The sequence below is a fragment of the Tatumella citrea genome, assembly GCF_002163585.1.
Lineage (GTDB): Bacteria > Pseudomonadota > Gammaproteobacteria > Enterobacterales > Enterobacteriaceae > Tatumella > Tatumella citrea.
The window spans coordinates 3,750,335-3,773,529 of sequence record NZ_CP015579.1; the positions used below are offsets into that span (position 1 = coordinate 3,750,335).

Sequence of the window (23,195 nt, forward strand, 5' to 3'; positions counted from 1 at the left end):
GGGTTCTCCTCTGGCAGCAGACCGCCTGTGACCAGGCGGCCCGGCGGTTAGTAGCCCATACCCTGTTTTTTCGCTAACTGCGCGTTGGCGTCAGCCGGTAAATACAGTCGGGAGTCTGTGCGGATGATTTTTGGCGGGAGAGTGCCGTCTTTTTTATATTTTTCCAGCGCATCGAATGCCGGACCAGCCATATCCGGAGTCAGCTCTACGTTGGCATTGGCTTCACCTTTCAGCATGGCGGTATAGATATCCGGCACACCGTCGATCGATCCGGTCAGGATATCGCTACCAGGCTTCAGGCCGGCTTCTTTAATCGCCTGGATGGCACCGATGGCCATATCGTCATTATGAGCAAACACCATGCAGATATTTTTGCCGTTGTTCTCAGCTTTGATAAAGCTTTCCATCACCTGTTTACCCCCACTGCGGGTAAAGTCACCGGACTGAGAACGGATAATTTTAATGTTCGGATGGTCGGCAATCGCCTCAGCAAATCCTTTCTTACGATCGATAGCTACGCTGGCACCGACAGTGCCCTGCAGTTCAACCACATTACATTGCTTACCGGCTTCATGTTTTACCAGCCAGTCACCAATCAGTCGTCCCTCCAGCACGTTATCAGCGGTGACTACCGACATGTATAACGACGGATCTTTTACGGTAATCGCCCTGTCGAGCAGGAATACCGGAATGCCTGCATCTTTAGCTTCCCGCAATACCGGCTCCCAGCCGGTCTGCACTACCGGGGCGATAAAAATGGCATCGACTCCCTGAGCGATAAAAGAACGCACTGCTTTAATCTGATTTTCCTGCTTCTGCTGACCGTCAGCAATTTTCAGGGTAATACCGTGTTTCTCTGCTTCACGTTTTGCAACGGTGGTTTCTGCTGCCCGCCAGCCGGATTCTGAACCTACCTGAGAAAAACCAACGGTCAGGTTCTGAGCCATAGCTGCCGACGTGAAGGCTGCGGAGATGGCTGTTGCCAGTAAAATACGTTTCCACATAAGACACCTCTTGCTTGTAGGGTAGAGTTTTTTATAGGTATTTATTCGCAACCTGCCGTAGCAGAAAAATCGTTGCGTAGAGCAAATATAGATAAGGATCTGTTCAGCAAATCGCGCCAGCTCACACTTCTGATGACCTCAGCAAAATCGTCCATATCTACAGCCACGGAGTCATACCGCTTTTTCTGCCAGCCCCCTACTGTTTCCCCATGTACTACCTGACCGGAGTTTGATTATGTCTGTAACACTGGGGCTCGATTTTGGCAGTGATTCTGTCCGTGCACTGGCGGTGGATTGTGAAAATGGCAAAGAACTTGCCGAAGGTGTGGCCTGGTATTCCCGCTGGAAGCACGGGGAATTTTGCGATGCAACGGTGAACCAGTTTCGCCACCATCCGCGTGATTATCTGGAAGCTATGGAAAGTGCTCTGCAACAGACCCTGGGCAGGCTGAGCGACCAACAGCGACAGCAAATTACCGGTATTGGGGTAGATACCACTGGTTCTACCCCGGCCCCGGTGGATGCCAGCGGGCAGGTTCTTGCCCTGCGACCAGAATTTGCCGCTAATCCAAATGCCATGTTTATTCTGTGGAAAGATCACACTGCGGTGGATGAAGCCGAAGAGATCACCCGGCTATGCCATGGCAAGGCTGCGGAAGATTACTCTCTGTTTATTGGCGGGATCTATTCCAGTGAGTGGTTCTGGGCGAAGATCCTCCATATTACCCGTCAGGATCGCGCCGTCGCGGAACAGGCTGTCGCCTGGGTCGAGTTGTGCGACTGGATCCCGGCGATTCTTTCCGGAACGACGGCCCTGAACGAATTTCACCGTAGCCGTTGTGCTGCGGGGCATAAAGCTCTGTGGCATGAAAGCTGGGGAGGATTGCCGCCCGCCGCTTTCTTTGATCAACTGGATCCACTACTTAATCAGCATCTCCCTTACCCGATGTTCAGTGACACCTTCACTGCCGAGAAACCGGTGGGCAAACTGACCCCGGAGTGGGCCTCAAAACTGGGGTTACCTGCAGGAATAGCTATCGCCGGTGGCGCTTTTGACTGTCATATGGGCGCCGTGGGTGCCGGTGCCCAGCCAAATACGCTGGTTAAGGTGATTGGCACATCGACCTGCGACATCCTGATTGCCGATAAACAGCAGGTCGGGCAACGCGCTGTCCACGGTATCTGCGGACAGGTTGATGGCAGCGTGGTTCCTGATTTTATCGGCCTGGAAGCCGGGCAATCGGCCTTTGGGGATATCTACGCCTGGTTTGGCCGGGTTCTGAGCTGGCCACTGGATCAACTGGCCACACAGCATCCTGAATTACAGGACACCATCGAAAAAAGCCGACAGCAATTATTACCGGAACTGACCCGCGCATGGGCCAGTCAGCCGGCACTGGAGCATCTGCCACTGGTACTCGACTGGTTAAATGGTCGCCGTACCCCGTATGCCAACCAACGACTGAAAGGTGTGATTACAGGCCTGACACTGGCCAGTGAGGCACCGGCTATTTTTGGCGGCCTGATTGCGGCAACAGCGTTTGGCGCTCGCGCCATTATGGACTGCTTTACCGGACAGGATATTCCGGTCAATCACGTCATGGCACTGGGCGGTATTGCCCGTAAAAACCCCGTCATTATGCAGGTGTGTTGCGATGTACTGAATCGCCCGTTACAGGTCGTGGCCTCTGATCAGTGCTGCGCATTGGGGGCAGCTATTTTTGCCGCAGTCGCTGCGGGTGAATGGCCGGATATCGCCTCCGCTCAACAGCATATGGCCAGTAATATCGAGCAGACACTGCAACCCGACCCACAACGTTCAGCCATTTTCAGGCAGCTGTACCAGCGCTATCAGCAATGGGCAGTAGCTGCCGAACAACTCTATACCCCGAACAGCCGGACTTCCGACACGGTCAGTGCCGCAGACGGTATCTCTCTGGCGCATTAAGGAGCATTGAATGAACATTTTTCAGCAATATGATATCTGGTTCGTCATCGGCAGCCAGCACCTGTACGGTGAAGAAACACTCCGTCAGGTTGCCAGCCAGGCGCAACAGGTGGTTGATTCCCTGAACTCTCAGGGCGGCCTGCCCTGTCGGTTGCAACTTAAACCCACAGCAACCCGCCCGGATGATATTACCGCACTTTGCCAGCAGGCCAGCAGCGATACCCGCTGTGCCGGGATTATCGTCTGGCTGCACACTTTCTCGCCGGCCAAAATGTGGATCAATGGACTGAATGTGCTGACCAAGCCACTGTTGCAGTTCCACACTCAGTTCAATGACCACATCCCCTGGGGCAGTATTGATATGGACTATATGAACCTGAACCAGACGGCGCACGGTGGCCGGGAATTCGGGTTTATTGGCGCCAGAATGCGGCTATCACACAGCGTAATTACCGGACACTGGCAGGATCAGGACACGCTGAAACGTCTGGGTCGTTGGGTCCGTCAGGCCGTTTCGGTGCAGGATACCCGTAAGCTAAAAGTCGCGCGGTTTGGTGACAATATGCGCGAAGTGGCCGTCACGGAAGGGGATAAAGTGGCCGCGCAAATTGCCTTTGGCTATTCGGTGAATGGTTACGGTGTCGGGGATTTAGTCAGCGTAGTTAATCAGATCACCGACGGTGAGATTAACGCCCTGATAGATGAGTATGAAAGCAGTTATCAGCTGACCCGGGCAGTGCAACTTAACGGTGATAAGCGGCAGAACCTGCTGGATGCTGCGCGGATTGAGCTAGGCATGAAACGCTTTTTGAGCGACGGTGGATTCCATGCGTTCACCACAACGTTCGAAGATTTGCACGGGCTGAAACAGCTACCAGGCCTGGCAGTGCAACGCCTGATGCAACAAGGATATGGTTTTGCAGGTGAAGGGGACTGGAAAACCGCGGCGCTACTGAGAATGATGAAAGTCATGGCCAGCGGCCTGCAAGGCGGTACCTCCTTTATGGAAGATTACACCTACCATCTGCGGCCCGGTGAACAGCAGGTTCTGGGTTCACATATGCTGGAGATCTGCCCAAGCATTGCCAATGAAGAAAAACCAGTACTGGATGTTCAGGCGCTGGGGATTGGCGGTAAAGAGGATCCGGCGAGGCTTATCTTTGCTGCACAGACCGGACCGGCGATTAATGCCTCACTGATCGATCTTGGAGATCGTTTCCGTCTGCTGGTCAACTGTGTCGATTCCATACCCGCACAGCACCCACTGCCTAAACTGCCGGTGGCAGCAACCTTGTGGCAGCCACAACCGGATCTTTATACCGCCTCTGAAGCCTGGATGCTGGCCGGTGGAGCGCACCATACCGTATTCAGCCAGGCACTGACGCTGGAAGATATGTATCTGTTTGCCGAAATGCACAATATTGAGATCACGGTGATCGATCAGAACACCACCCTGCATGGCCTGAAAGATAGTCTGCGCTGGAATTCTGTGTATTACCGCTGGCAGTCATAATCCTGCGGCCAGTGCTGCCCGTCGGCACTGGCCATCAATGAGGACAGAACAATGCTTGAATCACTTAAGCAACAGGTGCTGGCCGCCAACCTGGCGCTGCCGGCACATCATCTGGTGACCCTGACGTGGGGAAATGTCAGCGCAGTAGACCGTCAGCAGGGCGTACTGGTTATTAAGCCTTCAGGGGTGGACTACAGCACCATGACAGCCGACGATATGGTGGTGGTCAGTCTGCAAACCGGCGAAGTAGTAGAAGGTCACAAACGCCCTTCGTCTGATACTCCCACCCACCGGCTGTTGTATCAGAAATTCCCTGAGATTGGCGGTATCGTCCATACCCACTCCCGTCATGCCACCATCTGGGCACAAGCCGGACTGGCAATACCGGCTAACGGAACAACCCAGGCTGACTACTTCTATGGTGCAGTGCCCTGTACACGGCTGATGACCGATGAGGAAATCAATGGAGAATATGAATGGCAAACGGGTGAAGTGATTGTCGAAACCTTCCGGCAGCAAGGGCTTGATCCCGGGCAGATTCCGGCAGTGCTGGTCAATTCTCACGGCCCTTTCGCCTGGGGGAAAAATGCCGCTGATGCAGTACATAACGCTATCGTGTTAGAAGAAATAGCCTATATGGGTCTGTTTTCTCACCAGCTGAATCCTGACTTACCGTCGATGCAACAAACCCTGCTGGATAAACATTATCTGCGTAAACATGGCAGTCACGCCTACTACGGTCAGTAATCCTGCGCTTTCATCAGCCGTAATTTAATTTTTTTAATTACGGCTGATCTGAATCATTCGATTTTTAGCGAAAAAAATCACGCTACTTAACTTATTTTTGGTGGCAGGCCCCGGGTGAAAAAGCCTCCAAATTTTCCTGCAACCGCCCCGGTGACGTCATTTCTGACATAAAATTCATTTTTTTTTGATCTAAAACAGGGTGCCTACCTAAGATCAGGATATTGCTAAGTATTTTCACCCCTTGTTTTTTCTGTACTTCTTCCAGTAAAGCGCACATTAACTATCAATAACTAAATATCCATTTCCATTGCCTATCACTACAGATAATTCCTGGTGGTAATCTCTCTTCAACGGAAATGCTGACTGATGTGTTGCCCGCAAGGCTGGTTATCAGAATGCAGTCCCCGATGAATCATAAAACTGATTCGTCCCAACAATAAAAGATGCGTTTTACTAATCAGTCATGGGGTATTAAAATGAAAAAAGTTCTGTTACCAATTGCGGCATTAACTTTAGGTCTGGCATCTGTACAAGCATTCGCTGCCGATGGTACTGTGTCTTTCACCGGTAACATCACTCAGTCAGGCTGCGTTGTTTCAAATGCAACCAATAAGACAATCACTGTAACTATGGGTAACTACTCCAGTTCTGCATTAGCCACTGCAGGCCAGGAAGCTGGTCCAAAACCTTTTGAAATCGACCTGACCAAATGTGCAACCGGTTCAGTTAAAGTGCGTTTCGATGGTACTGCGGTTTCAGGCAACCCAACCTTACTGAAACTGACTTCTACCGGTGCCAGCAACGATCCTTCAACCTCAGTGGGTATTAAAATCACTGACTTAGCGAGCGGAGCTGCTTATACTATCGGCGACACCAGCAGTGCAGTGCCTTTCCAGGCACTTGACTCTACCGGTGCACTGAATATTAAACTGGCGGCCAGATATCACGCGTTTGCAACCGGTACTCCAAGTGGTGCGGCAAATGCAACTACTGATTTCTCTATCGAATATCAGTAATCGCTAAGATTCTGGTGGCAAAAACAGGTAATAAATAATGAAGAAGTTGTTTATTTTTGCACTGCTGCAGTTGTTTTCCGTCTCTTCTTTTGCGGCGATTCAACTGGAAGCCACCAGAGTTATCTATAATTCGAACAGTAGTTCTGCATCTTTGTCATTAAATAATGGCAGCGACCAAAACTACATGCTGCAAAGCTGGCTGGAAAATGAAAACCGTAGCAGTAATGCTGCGATACCTATGCAGGTTATTCCGCCAATTATGCGCATCGATGCCGGCAAGGAAGCCACATTGCGTTTTATTTATTCAGGTCACGGGCTGCCAACTAATCGTGAGTCATTATTCTGGATTAATCTCCAGGAAATTCCGCCGTCAGCTAAAGACACAAATACATTGCAGATTGCGGTACATAGCCGGTTAAAACTTTTCTATCGTCCGCAGGGACTGAATACCACGCTGGATAAAGAAGTTCAGAAACTGGTATGGCGGCAGACTGGAAATAAATTATCGGTGACTAATAATGGCCCGATGTATGTTTCTCTCAACCGTTTACATCTTGCTCGCGGCAAAGATATTTATCTGGATATGGTTGCACCAGATTCTACCGAACAGTTTACTTTACCGGCGAATACTCAGGTGGGTTCAGCCGTTTCATTCAGTTATGTCAATGATTTTGGCGGGACCTCTGAAGTGAAAGACTTCCCAACCAAATAATAAAGACAATTCAGAAGCCAGTCGCCATGAAAAAAAAGACGTTTCGCTCTCTGCCGCTTGTTGTCGCCCTGCCAGGAATGTTTGTTATTTCTGCGGCTAGTGCTGAAGAGTTTAATATGCAGTTCGTTCATGGCGCTGGAAATATGAATACTGCTCGTGAAGTATCTGTTGGCGACAGTATTCAGCCTGGTAGCTACCCGTTTGATATCTACCTTAATTCAGAAAAAATAGACAGCCTGCAGGTCACCTTTATCCGCGATGGTAATGACGTAGAACCGTGCTTTAGTGCTGAACAATTGCACAATTACGGTATTATTCTGCCTGCTCCGGTCGCTGGTCAGCAATGTGTGAATTTAAAGAAACTGATCCCTGATGGTAAAGTTTCGCCCGACATTACCCAGCAGCGTATTGATCTGACTATCCCACAAACCAGTATGACCGTTGTGCCGAAAGGTTCTATTCCGACACGTCTGTGGGATGAAGGAGTTAATGCAGGATTTGTTAACTACAACCTGGATTACAGTAAAAATACCTACCATGGGTCATCTTCAGCCTCCAGTAATGAATATACTTATCTGTCGCTGAATAACGGACTTAATCTCGGCCGCTGGCGGTTACGGGAAAATGGTAACTACACCCACGATAATACCTCGGGTTCCCACTGGAACAATATTTCCAGTTGGGCGGAAACTGACATTATCTCTATGCGCAGTCGTTTTCTGGTGGGACAATCCTCTACCAGTAACAGTGTTTTCGACAGTATTCAGTTCCGTGGTGTTAAACTCAGCAGCGTGGATGACATGCTGCCTGACAGTATGCGTAACTATGCCCCGGTAGTCCGCGGTGTAGCCTCCTCTAATGCCCGGGTAACCATCCGGCAGAACGGCTATCTGGTTTACAGCACTACGGTACCTCCGGGGCCGTTTGCTATTCATGATATTTACCCGAATACCAGTGGTACGCTCTATGTCACTGTGACTGAAGCCGATGGCTCTTCGCATCAGTTTACTGTCGCCTATTCCTCTGTGACCAATATGCTGCGTGAAGGGTTATGGAATTACGAAGTGACTGCGGGCCGTTACCACGATGGTACCGGGGGATATAACCCTGAATTTATTCAGGGCACTGTGGCGCGTGGTATCAGTCATAACCTGACCCCCTATGGCGGGGTTTTGATTGCCGAGAATTACCAGTCCGCTGTCGCCGGTGTTGGTTCCGGGCTGGGTCCGTTAGGCGCTATTTCACTGGACGGCAGTTACGCTAAAACGAATCTGGCCTCTGGTGGGACTAAACAGGGCCAGAGTTACCGTATTCTGTATGCAAAATCACTCAACGAGCTGGGCACCGACTTCCGGCTGGCCGGCTATCGCTATTCAACTTCCGGATATTATGATTTCAACGATGCTGTTCAGGAACGGCGTGAATGGAAAAATGGTCAATACGAATCTGACTATATTGATCCGAATGATGTAGCCACCGGGACTCCCGGCTGGGCACAAACCAATAATGCTACCTACTATTCCAACGTCTACGCCAACAAACGTCAGCGGATGGAAGTATCGATTAACCAAAGTCTGAATGGTTATGGCAGCATTTATATGAATGCTAACCAGCAAACCTATTGGGGAACCAGCGAAAAAACCCGTACTGTACAGGTTGGTTATTCCAGTTCATGGAAAGGCGCCAGCTATGGTGTTTACTGGCAGTCTACCCGTTCGCAATACGGATACTCTGACAATAGTGTCAATGTGACCTTGTCGATTCCGTTGGTGATCAACAGCAACAACAACGTCATTGTCTCCACGACTCAGTTGTCACACGATCAGCAGAGCGGCGATAGTTACAATACTGGTGTTTCCGGTACCCTGCTTGACGATAACCGTCTGAGTTATGGTGTCTCTACCGGCCATACACAGTCAGGGGGACAAAGCAGCAGCGGTAACCTGAGCTATGACGGCAGCAAAGGTAATGTCAACGGCAGCTATAGTTACAGCTCTGATTATACCCAGTCGTCGCTGGGTGCCAGCGGTGGCCTGGTCGTTCACTCCGGTGGCGTCACTCTGTCGCAACCGCTGGGCGATACTTTTGTGATTGTGAAGGCGAAGGATGCCGAAGGAGTAGGCGTACTGAATTCACCAGGCGTGAAAGTGGATCGATTTGGCTACGCCATTGTGAATAACGTCACCCCATACCGCTATAACACCGTTGCCCTGAATACCGAGGAAATGCGGCCGGGTCTGGATATCCCACAATCGATTATTCAGACCGTACCGACCGAGAAGGCGATTGTCCGGGTAAACTTTAATACCTTCTATGGGCACAGTCTGCTGATCCATTCAAGGTTAGCGGATAACAGCTTCCCGCAGATCGGCGCCAGTGTATTTAATTCCCAGGGCCGTAACAGCGGAACTGTGGGTATGAATGGTGATCTTTACGTCGCAGGTATTGCCGCTGGCGATAAACTGACGGTGAAATGGGGTGAAGGCCCTGCCGACAAATGCTATCTGCAGATCCCTGCAAAACTGGATGCACAAACTAAAACCAGTGGTTACCAGGAACTTACACTTACCTGCCAACGCCCCTGAGGAGCCAGGCAATGACGCTGCATATGATTAAAAAACTGACCGGCCTGCTGCTGTTGCTGTGCGCAATCTTTGCCAGCCAGCAGAGTTTTGCCCTGTCCTGTCGCCAGGGAAGTAATGCCAGTTCGACGACTCCGACGGGCAATATTGCCGAAAACTTCCCGATAGGTTCAGTCTCATTCGCAAAATCAGACTTTACTGCCGGCAAAGTACTATGGCGTTCTTCGACTTATACCGCGACTTTTACCTGCTGGGACATGCAAGGCTACCCACAGGGAGAAGATGCCTGGCTATACTGGAACCCAAAAGGCGACCTGAGCAAAATTAACTCTTCATTAAGTGTCGGTGTTACCATTAATGGTAAAGATTATGATTCCATTAACAGCGCAGTAGCGACCAAAGCTATTGATGTTGGCAGAGGAACCATTGCGGATTCCGCCTACAGAAGACAATATGGTCAGGCACGTCCACTTACTATCAGTTTTACCTTCTCAATTTATCTGAAAGCGACCGGCGTTGCGCCACCAACCACGTACACTGACATTGGTACTGCCAGAATATTTCAGGTGGATGGCGAGCTGGGGATTAACTCCACTCCCAACAGTAACTATGTGGCCAACCTGACCAACTTTAATAATATTAAAGTCATTCAGTGCACCCCGACGGTCACCATCTCGCCGTCAACAATTAACTTTGGCAGCGTAATGCGTGAGACCTCTGCGGTGGGTAAGATTGCCAAAACAATCCCCTTTACCGTCACCGCTAACGTTTCCGGTGGAGGCTGCGTCGGTCAACAATTGGTGGCAAGTTTCAGTAGTAACGATGTCAGTACTTCCGACAGTACTTTGCTGATCCCGTCGACTAAACCGGGTATTGGGGTCTATCTGACCTCCAGTACGGATACCGGTACCCCAATTGTTTTTGGTCAGACCTATAATTTCACCTCGGCTGCCATTACCAGCAGTTCTGTGACTACTATTCCGGTGGGCTATATTGCTTATCTGAAATGGCTGACTAACTCACCAACAGTGGGTACCTTTAATACCACTGCAACCGTTAATATCACCTTTAAATAGCCATATCCGCCCCCCGGGAATGACCGGGGGCGGATAAAAACAGGTCAGGCCACCGCAACAGGGCATGGCAGGAACAATGTTGATTATCGGGAAAATCAGGAAAGGTCAGACGCAGCTAATTCCGCTGATTAGCCGCGACAGATTTACTTCTTACGCTTAAAATTCACTTCAAATGTATACGCAATTTTCTGGAAATTTCTCTGAGTAATCAGTGACAAATTGGTAAATTTTACCGACATTCGCTGCTGATAACCTGGGTGCTCCGGTAATTCATCTTCCAGATCGTTAATGGCAATAATCTCAACGTTCGCTTTAAATTCACCATACTCACCCAGTGAGAGCTGTGCTTTTTTAAACACCGAGCCCACTTTAATCTTTTCTGACAAGGGTTTTTGGGTGTAAACCCCAACGCCGCCGACAGAAAAGTCATAAATAATAAACGGCGGAGGAACAGTAAGACCAGAGACAGGCAGTGTCAGGGTGTAGTGTTTCCATATCGGCAGAGGAACGCGCAGATTAATCCTGCGCTGGTAGTACTGAAATTCATTAGGAATGTCGCCAACAATCACCACACCATTGTCGGTATTCTGTGAAGCCACCACCTGAGTGCTGAAGATTATTTTGGCTTCACGGCCTTCCGCAATCAGGTCGAGGTTATCAGGGAGGGTTGCAGGGTCCTGCAGAGGGATAAGATTGATCCGCCCGGATTCAAGACGTAGCACTTCAAAATCAAATCCCTGTTCTGAGCCCAGATTCAGACGATGTTTTTCCTTGATCAACGTCCTCAGGATTGCCATCAGCTCGAAACGATCTTTTTTGATCGTCAGGGAATCAGTCTCAAAACGCACCATAACAACAACCCTTCTTACTTAACCATGCCTGAAGAATAACATATTAAAATAAGAAGAGGTTCACAAGATTGTTGTGGGTGTTAAGACGGATTAACCTTTAGCAAGTATGACTGAGTGCTGCCTGATGTTCAGGCAGCGCAGCACAGCTCTTCAATTGTCAGCTCTTTCCAGAGTTTCCCCTGCAGAGCATAGTATGGCATCTGCGATAACCATTGCTCATGGTGATCGGTTTCTATACCTTCCACCACAACATTACAGTTATTCAGGGCAAAGAAATTCAACAGTGCTTCCATCAACTGACTACCGCCTGGCTTGCTCATAAAATTCCAGAGCAGAAAACGGTCTATTTTTATAAAGCGAAACTGGTTATCAAAAAAGGCCGAAAAGCCTGACAACCCTGAGCCAAAATCATCCAGCCAGAAGGTCTGTTTCTTCAGAAATACCGGAGACTGATTGGGCTCAGCGACCAGACTGTCTGACGATTCGTTGACTTCAAAATGGATAAAGCTAAGTGCATTTTTATCCCGGGACAGATAGTGTTCGTTTACAAATTCTAATGATTTATCGTCCACGTTCAGCGTCACAATCACATTGTTACTCACAAACCATTCACGGTAAGTTTCAATTAATGCAATCTGTGCTTTCAGAATATCAATACTCATTCCGGGTGTCAGATTCTGGAAAAAAAACTCCGGAGAAATTGCTGTCCCCTGGTTGTTGGCGGTGATTCTTGACAAACATTCAACCGCTAACAATTCTCCGGTTTTACCAAACATCGGCTGGAAAACAAAATTAATAGAAAAATTAGCAAGTTTTAAAGGGGTCATAGCCCACCCGGAATAATGTAAAAATAGCAGGCCACTCATTTGACCTGAATTTTCAGCGGGCAGATGATGTGCTGCCTGCCTGGCTGCTGATAAAAGTATACGCCGCCTGCCCCGTTTGCAGATAGTTTTATGAGAGTCTCTCCCTATCAATATTGAATTATTCCTAGGCAAACCCTGATAAAAAGCGATTAACGAAAACCAGGCCCGGACAACCTTTGTGCGACTGGATATCTGGTGATGACGAGCCAGCAATTGACGGAATTTTATACTACCGAAGTGTTAAAAAAATATATTAATTAAAACCAAATCCCGGTTATGCGACATAAAACCAAAGTTCATTACTGATTAACGGTTGTGAGTCTTACAAAAAAATGGCATTTTTTTACAAACCTGACAAAAAGATGCCGGCCAGTCCGGCGATATAAAACAATCATCACAACATCACCTATCACAAGGGGAAAGCGTTGAACGCTTCAATGACTCAGCTTCCACAGAAAAGCGCCGGTTCCGGCGTGCTGTTTTTTATACAAATGTTTTCGACACTTGGCTTCGCAGTGCTGTATTCAACACTGGTGCTGTACGCCACGAAAAAACTGGGATTTAGCGAAAGCTCAGCGAATGCCATCATGGGAGTCTTCGGCGCTTTCAATTACGGCCTGCACCTGTTCGGCGGCTACCTAGGCGGCCGTTATCTGAGTAACCGTAATCTGTTCGTCATGGGAATGGTTTTGCAGGTGATCGGCTGTTATCTGATTGCCAGTGCCGGAGTCAGCGGATTGTACTGGGGTCTGGCTATGTTCCTGACCGGCAGCGGATTGAATGTGACCTGCCTGAATATGATGCTAACGCAGAGATTCACTCCAAATGACCCGCGCCGTGAAAGTGCGTTCCTGTGGAACTATGCCGGAATGAACCTCGGTTTTTTCATCGGTTTTACCGTTGCCGGTTACTACCAATTGTCTGCCGATTACAAATCACTGTTCCTGTTTGCGACTTCCGGCAATCTCATCGCTATCCTGCTCACCTTTATCTACTGGAAACAGGTGAAAGATAAAGATACGCCGCTGAGTACCGCCACTCCTGCCAGTTTTCGTAAACGCCTGCTGGCCGGAATAGTCATCCTGCTTGTACTGCTGCCGGTGATTCGGATGATGCTAAGCCATGCCGGGATCAGTAGCTACTTTGTGATTGCTATTGGGGTACTGGTGTTTATTCTGCTGTGTGCTCTCACTGCCAGACACCAGGTGGCAGAAGAGCGCTCGCGAATGGGGGCTTATCTGATTCTGATGCTGGGTTCTCTGGTCTTCTGGTCTCTGTATCAGTTAGCGCCAATGGGGCTGATGCTGTTCTCTGAACACAATATTGACCTGAATGTCTATGGCTGGCAGGTCGCCCCACAGTGGATTCAGGATATCAATACTATCGTAATTGTTGTCGGTGGCCCGTTGCTGGCGGCAGGCCTTAACCGTTTGCGGGCGAAAGGCTGGCGGATCGATATTCCATTGCAGTTTTCCAGCTCACTGATATTTATCGGACTGGGTATGCTGGTGTTACCCGTTGGAATTCAGCTGGCTGGCAGCGATGGTCTGATGGCGTTTAAATGGATTGTAATCAGCTATGTTCTGCAGAGCATTGGTGAACTGCTGATTTCGCCTATCGGCTACGCCATGATTGGCAAGCTGGCACCGAAACAGCATCAGGGATTGATGATGGGTAGCTGGATGATGGTGACAGGTGTTGCCTCGGTACTTGCCGGCTATTTCTCAGGAATGATGCCACAAAATGCAGACTCCACCCCGCAAGCTACGAATCCGGGATATAGCCATATATTCAGTATTCTCGGCTGGGGATCGGTGATTGCTGCCATTATCATCGCCCTGCTTATCCCGTTACTTCGCCGTCTGATCAACCCGCTGAACAGCGCGAAATCGTGATCTGACTTCCGGCCGGGCAGGATAGCTGCACCGGCCGGATATTTCTCACTCAGCCCTGATTTTTCAGACGCCAGCTGATATTAAGTATTCCGGCCGCCAGCATTACCACCGCAGTGCCAATAAATACCGCCGGCGTACCCAATTTACCCGCCACCAGCCCGCCAAACAACGGCCCGGTCACCTGACCAATATATTGCGCCGAAGTGGAATAACCCAGTAACCGGCCAGTATTATTAGCACCGGCATGATGACGGATAATCGCGGTAATACAGGGCAACATTCCGCCCAACGCCAGTCCCATACAAAAACGCAGTACCACTAACTGCCAGACTCCGGTCACAAATGCCTGAGGAATCAGCAGTATTCCGCACACCACCAGACCCACGGATAATACCCGCCAGTGCCCTATTCTGTCTGCCAGCGCGCCAACGCGCGGTGCAGCCAGAATACTGCCCAGAGCAGTCGCCGCCATCACTACCCCGGCTAACAGGGTGGCGTGTTGCAACGATGATGTAAAAGTGGCGACATACAACGTAATAATCGGCTCAACTGACATACTGGCAAAGACCAGTAACATCCCGGAGACCCACATAATTTTTACTGGTAACGGTATTGTGGCCGGGGTTTCTGCCACGGCGTTGGCAGCCGCTTTTTTCGGTGGCTGGCGCTGCTCTTTCAGTAAAAACAGGGTAGCAAGGAAAGTGACAAATATAATTGCACCGGTCAGCAGAAAGGTGGCACGGATACCGATCCAGCCGGGTAAAATTCCACCGACTAAGGGTCCTGCAATATTTCCCGCCATAATGCCCGACGAGAGGATACCGACTGCCCAACCCGTTTTCTCTTTCGGGGTTTGTGAAGCCACAACAATCATTGACCCGGAGGCATAACCTCCCAGTAAACCGGCCAGTAAACGCAGTGCCACCAGCTGCCAGGGTGCTGTTGCCATCCCCATCAGTGACATGGCGACCGCCATTCCCAGGCTGGCCCGGATCAGCATTAGCTTACGACCATATTTATCCGCCAGTCGTCCCCACAAGGGAGCCGTCAGCGCAGCTGTCAGAAAAGTTGCTCCGTAGGCTACTGCCGACCAGTGTGCGATACTGACATCTTCTTCCACACCGAGCGAACGGAGGTAAAGTGGCAGAAACGGTAACAGCAGTGTCATTGCAATCAGTGTGGTGAACGAACCCAGAGTGCATACCCAAAGATTACGCCGCCAGTAAACGTGCTGTTCCGCCGCTTCGGCCGAAGATCCTGTCATTGAAAATAACCCGGTAATTTGTTAAGGAGATAACAGAATAACTGTCGGTGGTAAAAAGCCCTAGATCCGGACAGATATTTACCGGCTGGTCGTCGATTGTTACCACACTGCAATAATCAGCTGTGGCTGAGCTTCTCGGTCAGCATGTCACACAGCCAGGTGACAGGCGAGGAGCGCTGTTCCGGTTGTTTAAGCAGCAGGTAACTCTGATAACTTGGCAGCTGCCAGCCTGGTAATACGGGTTGTAAAATACCGTCCGTCAGTGCCTGATGCACCATATAAGAAGGCAGGCAGGCAATTCCGGCACCTGCACAGGCAGCGGTCAGTAATGCCATGCTGTTATTGGCACGGAAACGACTGACTGCATTAATTTCGACTCGTTTTTTCTCGTGCCGGAAAGAGAGTGCCGCCTGATGCGCTGTGCCATGAAAGGTCAGCAACTGGTGGCTGTTAAGATGCTCAGGTCGGGTCACCGGAGGATTTACCGCCAGGTAATCCTGACTGGCATACAGCCCCCAATGGATAACCGACAATGGCCGGAACAGCTCATATTCCGGCGGGCGCTGGCGTACCACTATCGCGACATCTATATCATCGCGGGCCATGTCCGGCTCACGGTCACTTAAGTCCAGATCGACCCGGACATGAATGTGATGCTGCATAAACGGCTGTAATACCGGCACAATACACTGGCAGCCATAAGTGACCGGAGTCATCAGCCTGACCTGACCACTCGGCTGGCTGTGCATTTGTTGGATAAAATCTTCGGCATGCTCCAGTTGCGCACTGATTCGCTCACAATAGCGATAGTATTGCTGGCCGCATTCGGTCACAGTCACTTTCCGTGTGGTGCGGTGCAACAGTTTCATGGCGAGTCTTTTTTCCAGAGCGGCAATCTCTCTGCTGACACTGGCAGTGGAAATGCCGAGGATTCTGGCCGCCTGGCTGAAGCTTTGCTGCTCCACAACACGGGAAAAAATATACATCGCTAATAAGTTTTCACCCTGTTGCACGACCTGTCCTCCTGTTTAACGGCTGTGACAGCTTAAATGGCTGACTATGTGGCGGGAAGAAATACCGGCTCAATATTGACCGGAAAATTCAGTGAATTAGCAATAAAACAAGCGTCATGGGCCTTGTGATGTAAATCTGTAGCACGCGGCTGATCTTCTGCATAACGCAGGCGAATCTGTGGCCGCAGGGTGATTTGGGTAAAATGCCCCCGTACGCCTTCCACCATGATCCCCTCAGCGTTATCCTGGTACTCGTCAATAATAATCCCGGCATCAGCACAGACGTGCAGATACCATAATTTATGACAGGCAGCAGCAGAGGCCAGCAACAATTGCTCCGGGTTCCAGCAGGAAGGATCACCGCGAAATGCCTGGTCGGCGCTCAGTGAGATGGTATCCCGGCCTGTGGCCTGTAAATCAGACGATCGTTCATATGCAGTATAGGAGGAAGTTCCCTCTCCGCGATTTCCTGTCCATGTCACTGTGACCTGATAATGATGTTGTCTGACAGCCATCGGCAACTCCCGTGTGAGTAAAAGGCCAGTTGATGAAACGCTGATACGGCTATTGAATCCGCTGAATTTGATCGTTTAATCATAACACTTACTTATTGTTTAACCACTGGTGCAACGGCTGGCAGAACCGGTTTCTCTGCGCGGAGTGAGGGCATAGTGGCCTCTGTTTTCCCGCTAAATCCGCTTTAGAAAATCATCTTCATTGGTTAACGACAATTAAGCCAGCGTCTTTCCTGGTACCCATCAGGTGGGAAAAGTTCCCTTCTTCATGCACATTAATGTGACATGTGTCACATTAATGGTGATTAAAACTGCAACAACTTTTGTCAAATGTGAATTTTGTCTGGTTACTCGCGTATGATATCGGGCATGATCCTGCCTGACAGAGCACCGGCTTGCCCGGAGCTATCTTTATGGTTTGATTTCTTTTTCTGCGTGGTTATTTACTCCGTCAGCGAGCGGCGCGATTTGTACAAAAAGTGAGTGGTCAATATAAAATGAAATATAAATTAATGATGGCAGCAACAATTTTAGCGGGTTCAGTCATGGGCTCGTCTTACGCCGCAGATACATCTCCGCAGTATGTTTCTGACTGGTGGCATCAAAGCGTTAACGTGGTCGGCAGTTACCACACCCGCTTCGGACCGAAGTTGAATAATGATTTGTATCTCGAGTACGAAGCATTTGCCCATAAAGACTGGTTTGATTTCTACGGCTATGTAGATTTACCCAAATTTTTCGGCACTGGTAACGGCAATGATAACGGGATCTGGGACAAAGGAGTGGGTTCTCCGCTGTTTATGGAAATTGAACCCCGTTTTTCGATTGATAAACTGACCGGCACCAGCCTGGCTTTCGGACCGTTTAAAGAGTGGTATTTCGCCAACAACTATATCTATGACATGGGGCCGAATAACGCTAATCGCCAGAATACCTGGTATATGGGCCTGGGTACCGATATCGATACCGGAACCAAACTGGGATTATCGCTGAATGTTTACGCGAAATATCAGTGGGAAAACTACGGTGCAGCGAATGAAAACAGCTGGGACGGATACCGTTTCAAAATTAAATACTTCCTGCCTCTGACCACGCTTTGGGGCGGCAATTTAAGTTATATCGGCTTTACCAACGTTGACTGGGATTCTGACCTGCGTGAAAAAGCCGGACCGTCACGTTCCGGGAACTCTATCGCCTCCAGCCATATTCTGTCACTCAGTTATGATCACTGGCACTATTCTCTGGTCGCCCGCTATTTCCATAACGGCGGACAATGGTCAGAAGGTACACAACTTAATTTTGGTGACGGCGATTTCAGTACCAAAGCCACCGGCTGGGGATATTATGCCGTTGTTGGTTATAGTTTCTGATAAGAAATTCACTGCCACGCAGCAAATGTAATAAGCCGTGTTGTTCCTGCAGGATATCTTTTTCCTGCAGGAAAAAAACCGCTCAATTCGCCCCGATAATTAATCATATTTAATCTCGTCTTTTTACGTTCCTTCGACTATTCTGCTGTTTATTCACTGCTGATCACCCCCGATATCCGATACTAATAATGTGATCCGCAGCATTGCAAATACAGTTATCCCGAGGTTAAGTTCGTTATGTCATCTACCTGTACCACAGCAGGATCTTCTGCTGTTCAGCAAAATAATAATTACACCATCGCTGCCCGCATCGATGCATTACCTTCCAGTAAAAGCCTGTGGCGTTTTATTTCCCTTCTGGCATTGGGAGGTTTTTTTGAACTCTATGATTTATTCGAAACGGGATATATTAGTTCAGGTTTAATCTCTGAAAAGATATTTCATCTGGGAAAGGATGGCGTTTTCGGAATATCTGATCAGGCCGCATTTGCCTCGGTGACTTTTTTGGGATTATTTGTCGGAGCCAGTTTTCTGGCAAAGTACGCCGATAAATTTGGCCGGCGCTTCAGCTTTATGTGTGCCCTCGCCTGGTATGGAATTTTTTCATTAATTATGGCCTTCCAGAACAGTGCTGAAGGCATAATTTTGTGCCGCTTCCTGGTCGGCATTGGTCTGGGAGTCGAGCTGGTCACTATTGATACCTATCTGGCCGAATGGATGCCTGCACATTTACGCAGCCGGGCGTTTGCCTTCTCGTTCTTTATTCAGTTTCTGTCGGTACCCGCTGTTGCGCTGATGTCATGGTGGCTGATTCCGCAAACCTTGCTGAGTCTCGAAGGATGGCGCTGGGTGATTATTGCCGGGGCTGTCTGTTCATTAGTGATCTGGAGTATTCGCCGCAATCTGCCGGAATCGGCCCGCTGGCTGGCACAGCAGGGGCGACATCAGGAAGCTCACCAGGTGTTGAGTCAGATGGAAATACGTTGTGGAGTGACACCACCATCGGCTGAACAGCTGCCAAAAACAGATGCAACCGCGACACCGCGCAAGGGAAAATTCAGCGAAATATGGGCGCCGGAATGGCGGAAAAGAACGCTGATGTTAGTGGTGATGAACTTCTTCCAGGCGATTGGTTTCTTTGGCTTTGGTAACTGGCTGCCGGCTCTGCTGTCCGGTAAAGGGACGACACTGACCCACAGCCTGTTGTATGCGTTTTTTATTACTCTGGCCTATCCTCTGGGCTCGCTGATTTGCAGCCGCTACGCAGATAAAATCGAAAACAAATGGCAGATTGTGTTTGCCTGTCTGATGACGGTAGTGTTCGGTACATTATTCGCGCTGGTGACTCAGCCACTGCTGCTTATCGCGTGTGGTTTCCTGGTAACCTACTCAAATGCATGGCTGACTTACAGTTATCATGCTTATCAGACCGAAATTTTCCCGACTCATATCCGTGCACGGGCAGTAGGCTTCTGTTATTCCTTTAGCCGGTTATCGACGGTGTTTAGCAGCATTATGATTGGGCTGATACTTCAGTACGCTGGCAGCCAGGGCGTCATTATCTTTATCGTCCTGAGTATGCTGATAGTGATGCTATCGGTAGGCATTTATGGTCCGAAAACCCGCGGTCTGGACCTGGAGAATATTTAATTTGTTGCCCGGCTCTCCGCAACATCCCTGTGACGGAGAGCCGGATATTACATTTAAGGCTGTTTAGGTAATTTCTCTACTGATGCATCACCCATTTTTCCCTGCACATCGGCTGATTTTCTCAACTTAGCCACCTGATCTGCCGATACCGCCGCAGTGCTGGTATTTCCCCAACTGCTACGGATAAAGTTCACGACATTTGCTACCTGCTGATCATTAAGCCGCCAGCCAAATGCCGGCATAGTGATCGCCGATGGCGCGCCCTGAACTCCGGGTAACGTATCCCCTGTCAGAACAATATGGATAAGTGAGGTTGGATCTTCTGCCAGTACCACCGGGTTGCCTTTCAGCGCCGGGAAGAAGCGGGTGTACCCGCTACCATCGGTCTTATGGCAGGCTGCACAACTGTCAACATACTCAGCAGCCCCGGTTCGCTGATCATTACCTTTCCATAATGCCTGCGAGACAGAATCATCCGCCTTAAATACCGGCTGATGGCTATCCCGTGGTGACAGAGACTTAAGGTAACGTGCTATCGCGTTAATATCGTCATCACTCAGGTATTGCAGGCTATGCTGTACCACATCGGTCATGCCACCAAATACGGCGGTCCGATCATTTCGTCCATAACGCAGGAATTGTGCAATATCGCTGGTCGACCAGCGGCCCAGACCATCACGATCGTCGCCGCGCAGATTAATGGCTGTCCAGCCATCAATCGGAGCACTGCTGCCAGACAGATAATCGGTACCTTCGCTATTGTTAAGCGCCTTCTCCTGCATGGTGATGCTACGAGGAGTATGGCAAGCACCACAGTGGCCTAACCCTTCAACCAGATAGCGTCCACGCGCCAGCACCGGATCTTCTCCTGGCTGTGCTGTGGCAGGTTTTACTGCCGGAGCAAACATTCCCCGCCAGATAGCCAGCGGCCAACGCATTGACAGAGGCCATGGAATATCAGTGGCGTGATTAGGCTGGCTGACAGGTTTCACACCCTGCATAAAATAGGCGTAGAGAGCGTGCATGTCGTCATCACTGACCACTGCGTACGACGGATAAGGCATTGCCGGATACAATGTCTCACCATTTTTCGCTACCCCGTGGCGTACCGCTTTCTGGAAATCGTCATAAGTATAATCTCCGATGCCGTAAGTCTTATCGGGAGTAATATTGGTCGAATAGATCTTTCCGATAGGTGTTGCCATCGGCAATCCACCGGCAAAAGGCTGACCGCCTTCGCTGGTATGGCAGGCAACACAGTCACCTGCCCGCGCCAGATACTCGCCCCGCTTCACTAAATCCTGACCACTGTTATCCTCGGCCATGGCAGAAAAAGCCAGTGAACCAAACACCAGCGCTAATATGCTTTTTTTCATTCTCTGTGCCTCTTATGCCTGTACCAACGGACCCGGATTTTTCAGGTAAACTTCCCGGATGGTTTTTGCTGACCAATAGGTCAGTGCAGCGACCATCCCGGTCGGGTTATAACCCAACCCCTGCGGGAACGCAGAAGCCCCTGGTACAAACACATTCGACACATCCCAACTCTGCAGATAGCGGTTGATCGCACTGGTTTTCGGATCTTCACCCATAATGGCGCCGCCATTCATATGAGTGGTCTGATACACGGTGGTATCAAAATGCGTACCGGCGGTCTTTGGCCCACCCATGATCATTTTCGGGTTCATGGCCTGTGCGATGTTGTGCATTTTCGACACCATAAACTGCGACATTTTGATGTCGTTCTCTTGCCAGTCAAAAGTCATGCGCAGCAAGGGTTGTCCGTGGACATCCTTGTAGTTAGGGTCAAGATCGAGATAGTTAGTACGGTAAGACTGGTGAGCACCGTGCGCATCCATCGATACATGATGGGTATAAGTGTCTGCGACAGCGGCTTTCCATTCGCTACCCCAGGCCGGAGTTCCGGTAGGAGTCGGCAGTCCGGAGATTGGTTTAACACCGGCCTGGTTTACCCATAACGGCGATCCGCCGACAAAACCGTGCGGACCATGGTCAAAGTTATCGGCATTGAAATCATCCACCCCGACACCCGCACCACCCGCACCGATAAACGGATTGGTTGTGATATTTTTGTCGAACAAAGCCTTCAGAGTAGAAATGTTCTGGTAAGCAAAGTTACGCCCAACAACCCCTTCATTAGTCACCGGGTTATAGGGTTTACCGATACCGGAAAGCAGCATCAGATGGACATTGTGAAACTGGAACGCAGACAGAATGACCAGGTCAGCAGGCTGTTCAAACTCACGACCGCTGGCATCGACATAGGTGACTCCGGTAGCGCGTTTCTTATCATCGGTCAGATTAACCCGCAGCACATAGGAATCATTGCGCAATTCAAATTTAGGTTCCTGACGTAAGGCTGGCAATATATTGACGTTTGGCGAAGCCTTCGAGTACATATAGCAGGCATAACCACTGCAATATCCGCAGAAATTACACGGCCCCATCTGAGCACCATAAGTATTGGTGTAAGGACCAGAAGTGTTAGCAGACGGCATATCATACGGATGATAGCCTACAGACTCCGCAGCCTCTGCAAACAATTGCGCTGAATAAGTACGTTTCTGTGCTTTCAGAGGAAAGTCACTGGAACGATCAGGTGCAAACGGGTTGCCCCCTTTACCTTTCCCGACCAACTCACCTTTCACTGTCCAGGCGGTTCCGGATGTACCAAAGACCTTTTCTGCCTGATCAAAGAATGGCTCCAGTTCATCGTAACTGACACCAAAATCCTGGATGGTCATCCCCTGAGGGATAAAGTCTTTACCATAGCGCTCTTCATAGTGGCTACGCAGGCGAAGTTCAGCCGGATCAACACGAAAATGAACCCCTGACCAGTGCAGCCCGGCGCCTCCGGTACCGGTTCCAGGCAGGAACGCATTTAACTGGCGATAAGGCACGGCGGTCTGTGATGGATTGTGGCGAACAGTGACCGTACTTTTTGATAAATCCTGGAACAGCTTCTTACGGATGTTGTAAGTCAGCTCATCAATAGACTGCGGGTAAGCACCGTCCGGATAAGTATCACGCTGTGGTCCACGTTCCAGCGCAACAACATTCAGCCCGGCTTCTGTCAGCTCTTTTGCCATGATAGCCCCGGCCCAGCCGAAACCGACAATCACTGCATCTGTTTTTTTCATTACACTGGCCAT

General features: G+C 49.7%; 18 protein-coding genes. 10 read left to right on the forward strand and 8 right to left on the reverse strand.

Annotation, left to right across the window (positions count from 1 at the left end; all coding sequences use genetic code 11):
- Nucleotides 1-47: 47 nt before the first annotated feature.
- Nucleotides 48-1,004: a galactofuranose ABC transporter, galactofuranose-binding protein YtfQ gene (gene ytfQ, locus A7K98_RS17830; protein WP_087489767.1), complete on the reverse strand. Its 957-nt coding sequence runs from the start codon at nt 1,002-1,004 to the stop codon at nt 48-50.
- Between the two features lie 235 nt (nt 1,005-1,239).
- Here ytfQ and A7K98_RS17835 point away from each other — a divergent pair, with 235 nt between their 5' ends.
- The 7 genes from A7K98_RS17835 to A7K98_RS17870 all read left to right on the forward strand — a co-directional run bounded on the left by A7K98_RS17835 (nt 1,240) and on the right by A7K98_RS17870 (nt 10,598).
- Complete coding sequence (locus tag A7K98_RS17835) at nt 1,240-2,952, forward strand: ribulokinase (RefSeq protein WP_087489768.1); 1,713 nt, start codon at nt 1,240-1,242, stop codon at nt 2,950-2,952.
- Nucleotides 2,953-2,962: 10 nt separating this feature from the next.
- Nucleotides 2,963-4,465: an L-arabinose isomerase gene (gene araA, locus A7K98_RS17840; RefSeq protein WP_087489769.1), complete on the forward strand. Its 1,503-nt coding sequence runs from the start codon at nt 2,963-2,965 to the stop codon at nt 4,463-4,465.
- Nucleotides 4,466-4,516: 51 nt separating this feature from the next.
- Nucleotides 4,517-5,212: an L-ribulose-5-phosphate 4-epimerase gene (araD, locus tag A7K98_RS17845; protein ID WP_087489770.1), complete on the forward strand. Its 696-nt coding sequence runs from the start codon at nt 4,517-4,519 to the stop codon at nt 5,210-5,212.
- Between the two features lie 476 nt (nt 5,213-5,688).
- Nucleotides 5,689-6,228, forward strand: a complete 540-nt coding sequence (locus tag A7K98_RS17855; protein ID WP_157666001.1) for a fimbrial protein — start codon at nt 5,689-5,691, stop codon at nt 6,226-6,228.
- A gap of 37 nt (nt 6,229-6,265) precedes the next feature.
- On the forward strand, nt 6,266-6,940 hold the full coding sequence (locus A7K98_RS17860; protein WP_087489773.1) for a fimbrial biogenesis chaperone: 675 nt from the start codon (nt 6,266-6,268) through the stop codon (nt 6,938-6,940).
- 26 nt (nt 6,941-6,966) lie between these two features.
- Nucleotides 6,967-9,525: a fimbria/pilus outer membrane usher protein gene (locus A7K98_RS17865; RefSeq protein WP_157666003.1), complete on the forward strand. Its 2,559-nt coding sequence runs from the start codon at nt 6,967-6,969 to the stop codon at nt 9,523-9,525.
- Between the two features lie 11 nt (nt 9,526-9,536).
- Entirely contained in the window at nt 9,537-10,598 is a 1,062-nt protein-coding gene (locus A7K98_RS17870) for a fimbrial protein (protein WP_087489774.1), read from the forward strand.
- Nucleotides 10,599-10,741: 143 nt separating this feature from the next.
- Here A7K98_RS17870 and A7K98_RS17875 read toward each other — a convergent pair whose 3' ends face one another.
- Nucleotides 10,742-11,449, reverse strand: a complete 708-nt coding sequence (locus tag A7K98_RS17875; RefSeq protein ID WP_087489775.1) for a flagellar brake protein — start codon at nt 11,447-11,449, stop codon at nt 10,742-10,744.
- Between the two features lie 128 nt (nt 11,450-11,577).
- Nucleotides 11,578-12,276, reverse strand: a complete 699-nt coding sequence (locus A7K98_RS17880; protein ID WP_087490579.1) for an EAL domain-containing protein — start codon at nt 12,274-12,276, stop codon at nt 11,578-11,580.
- A 476-nt stretch (nt 12,277-12,752) separates the two neighbouring features.
- On the opposite strand from A7K98_RS17880, the gene A7K98_RS17885 reads away from it, so the two are divergent.
- A complete protein-coding gene (locus A7K98_RS17885) occupies nt 12,753-14,210 on the forward strand; it encodes a peptide MFS transporter (RefSeq protein ID WP_087489776.1) in 1,458 nt (485 codons plus the stop codon).
- 49 nt (nt 14,211-14,259) lie between these two features.
- On the opposite strand, the gene A7K98_RS17890 is transcribed toward A7K98_RS17885, so the two are convergent.
- From A7K98_RS17890 to A7K98_RS17900, 3 genes are all read right to left on the reverse strand, one after another.
- Nucleotides 14,260-15,474 (reverse strand): MFS transporter, encoded by a 1,215-nt coding sequence (locus A7K98_RS17890; protein ID WP_087489777.1) that lies wholly within the window; start codon nt 15,472-15,474, stop codon nt 14,260-14,262.
- Between the two features lie 116 nt (nt 15,475-15,590).
- Nucleotides 15,591-16,487, reverse strand: coding sequence for a LysR family transcriptional regulator (locus A7K98_RS17895; protein ID WP_087489778.1), 897 nt, complete (start codon nt 16,485-16,487; stop codon nt 15,591-15,593).
- Between the two features lie 44 nt (nt 16,488-16,531).
- Entirely contained in the window at nt 16,532-17,002 is a 471-nt protein-coding gene (locus A7K98_RS17900; protein WP_087489779.1) for an OsmC family protein, read from the reverse strand.
- 497 nt (nt 17,003-17,499) lie between these two features.
- On the opposite strand from A7K98_RS17900, the gene A7K98_RS17905 reads away from it, so the two are divergent.
- Complete coding sequence (locus A7K98_RS17905) at nt 17,500-18,372, forward strand: nucleoside-specific channel-forming protein Tsx (protein WP_087489780.1); 873 nt, start codon at nt 17,500-17,502, stop codon at nt 18,370-18,372.
- A 237-nt stretch (nt 18,373-18,609) separates the two neighbouring features.
- Entirely contained in the window at nt 18,610-20,022 is a 1,413-nt protein-coding gene (locus A7K98_RS17910; protein WP_087489781.1) for an MFS transporter, read from the forward strand.
- 53 nt (nt 20,023-20,075) lie between these two features.
- Here the strand turns inward: A7K98_RS17910 and A7K98_RS17915 are convergent, their stop codons facing one another.
- Together A7K98_RS17915 and A7K98_RS17920 are read right to left on the reverse strand one after the other, a co-directional pair.
- On the reverse strand, nt 20,076-21,398 hold the full coding sequence (locus A7K98_RS17915; protein ID WP_087489782.1) for a c-type cytochrome: 1,323 nt from the start codon (nt 21,396-21,398) through the stop codon (nt 20,076-20,078).
- Nucleotides 21,399-21,410: 12 nt separating this feature from the next.
- Entirely contained in the window at nt 21,411-23,195 is a 1,785-nt protein-coding gene (locus A7K98_RS17920) for a GMC family oxidoreductase (RefSeq protein WP_087489783.1), read from the reverse strand.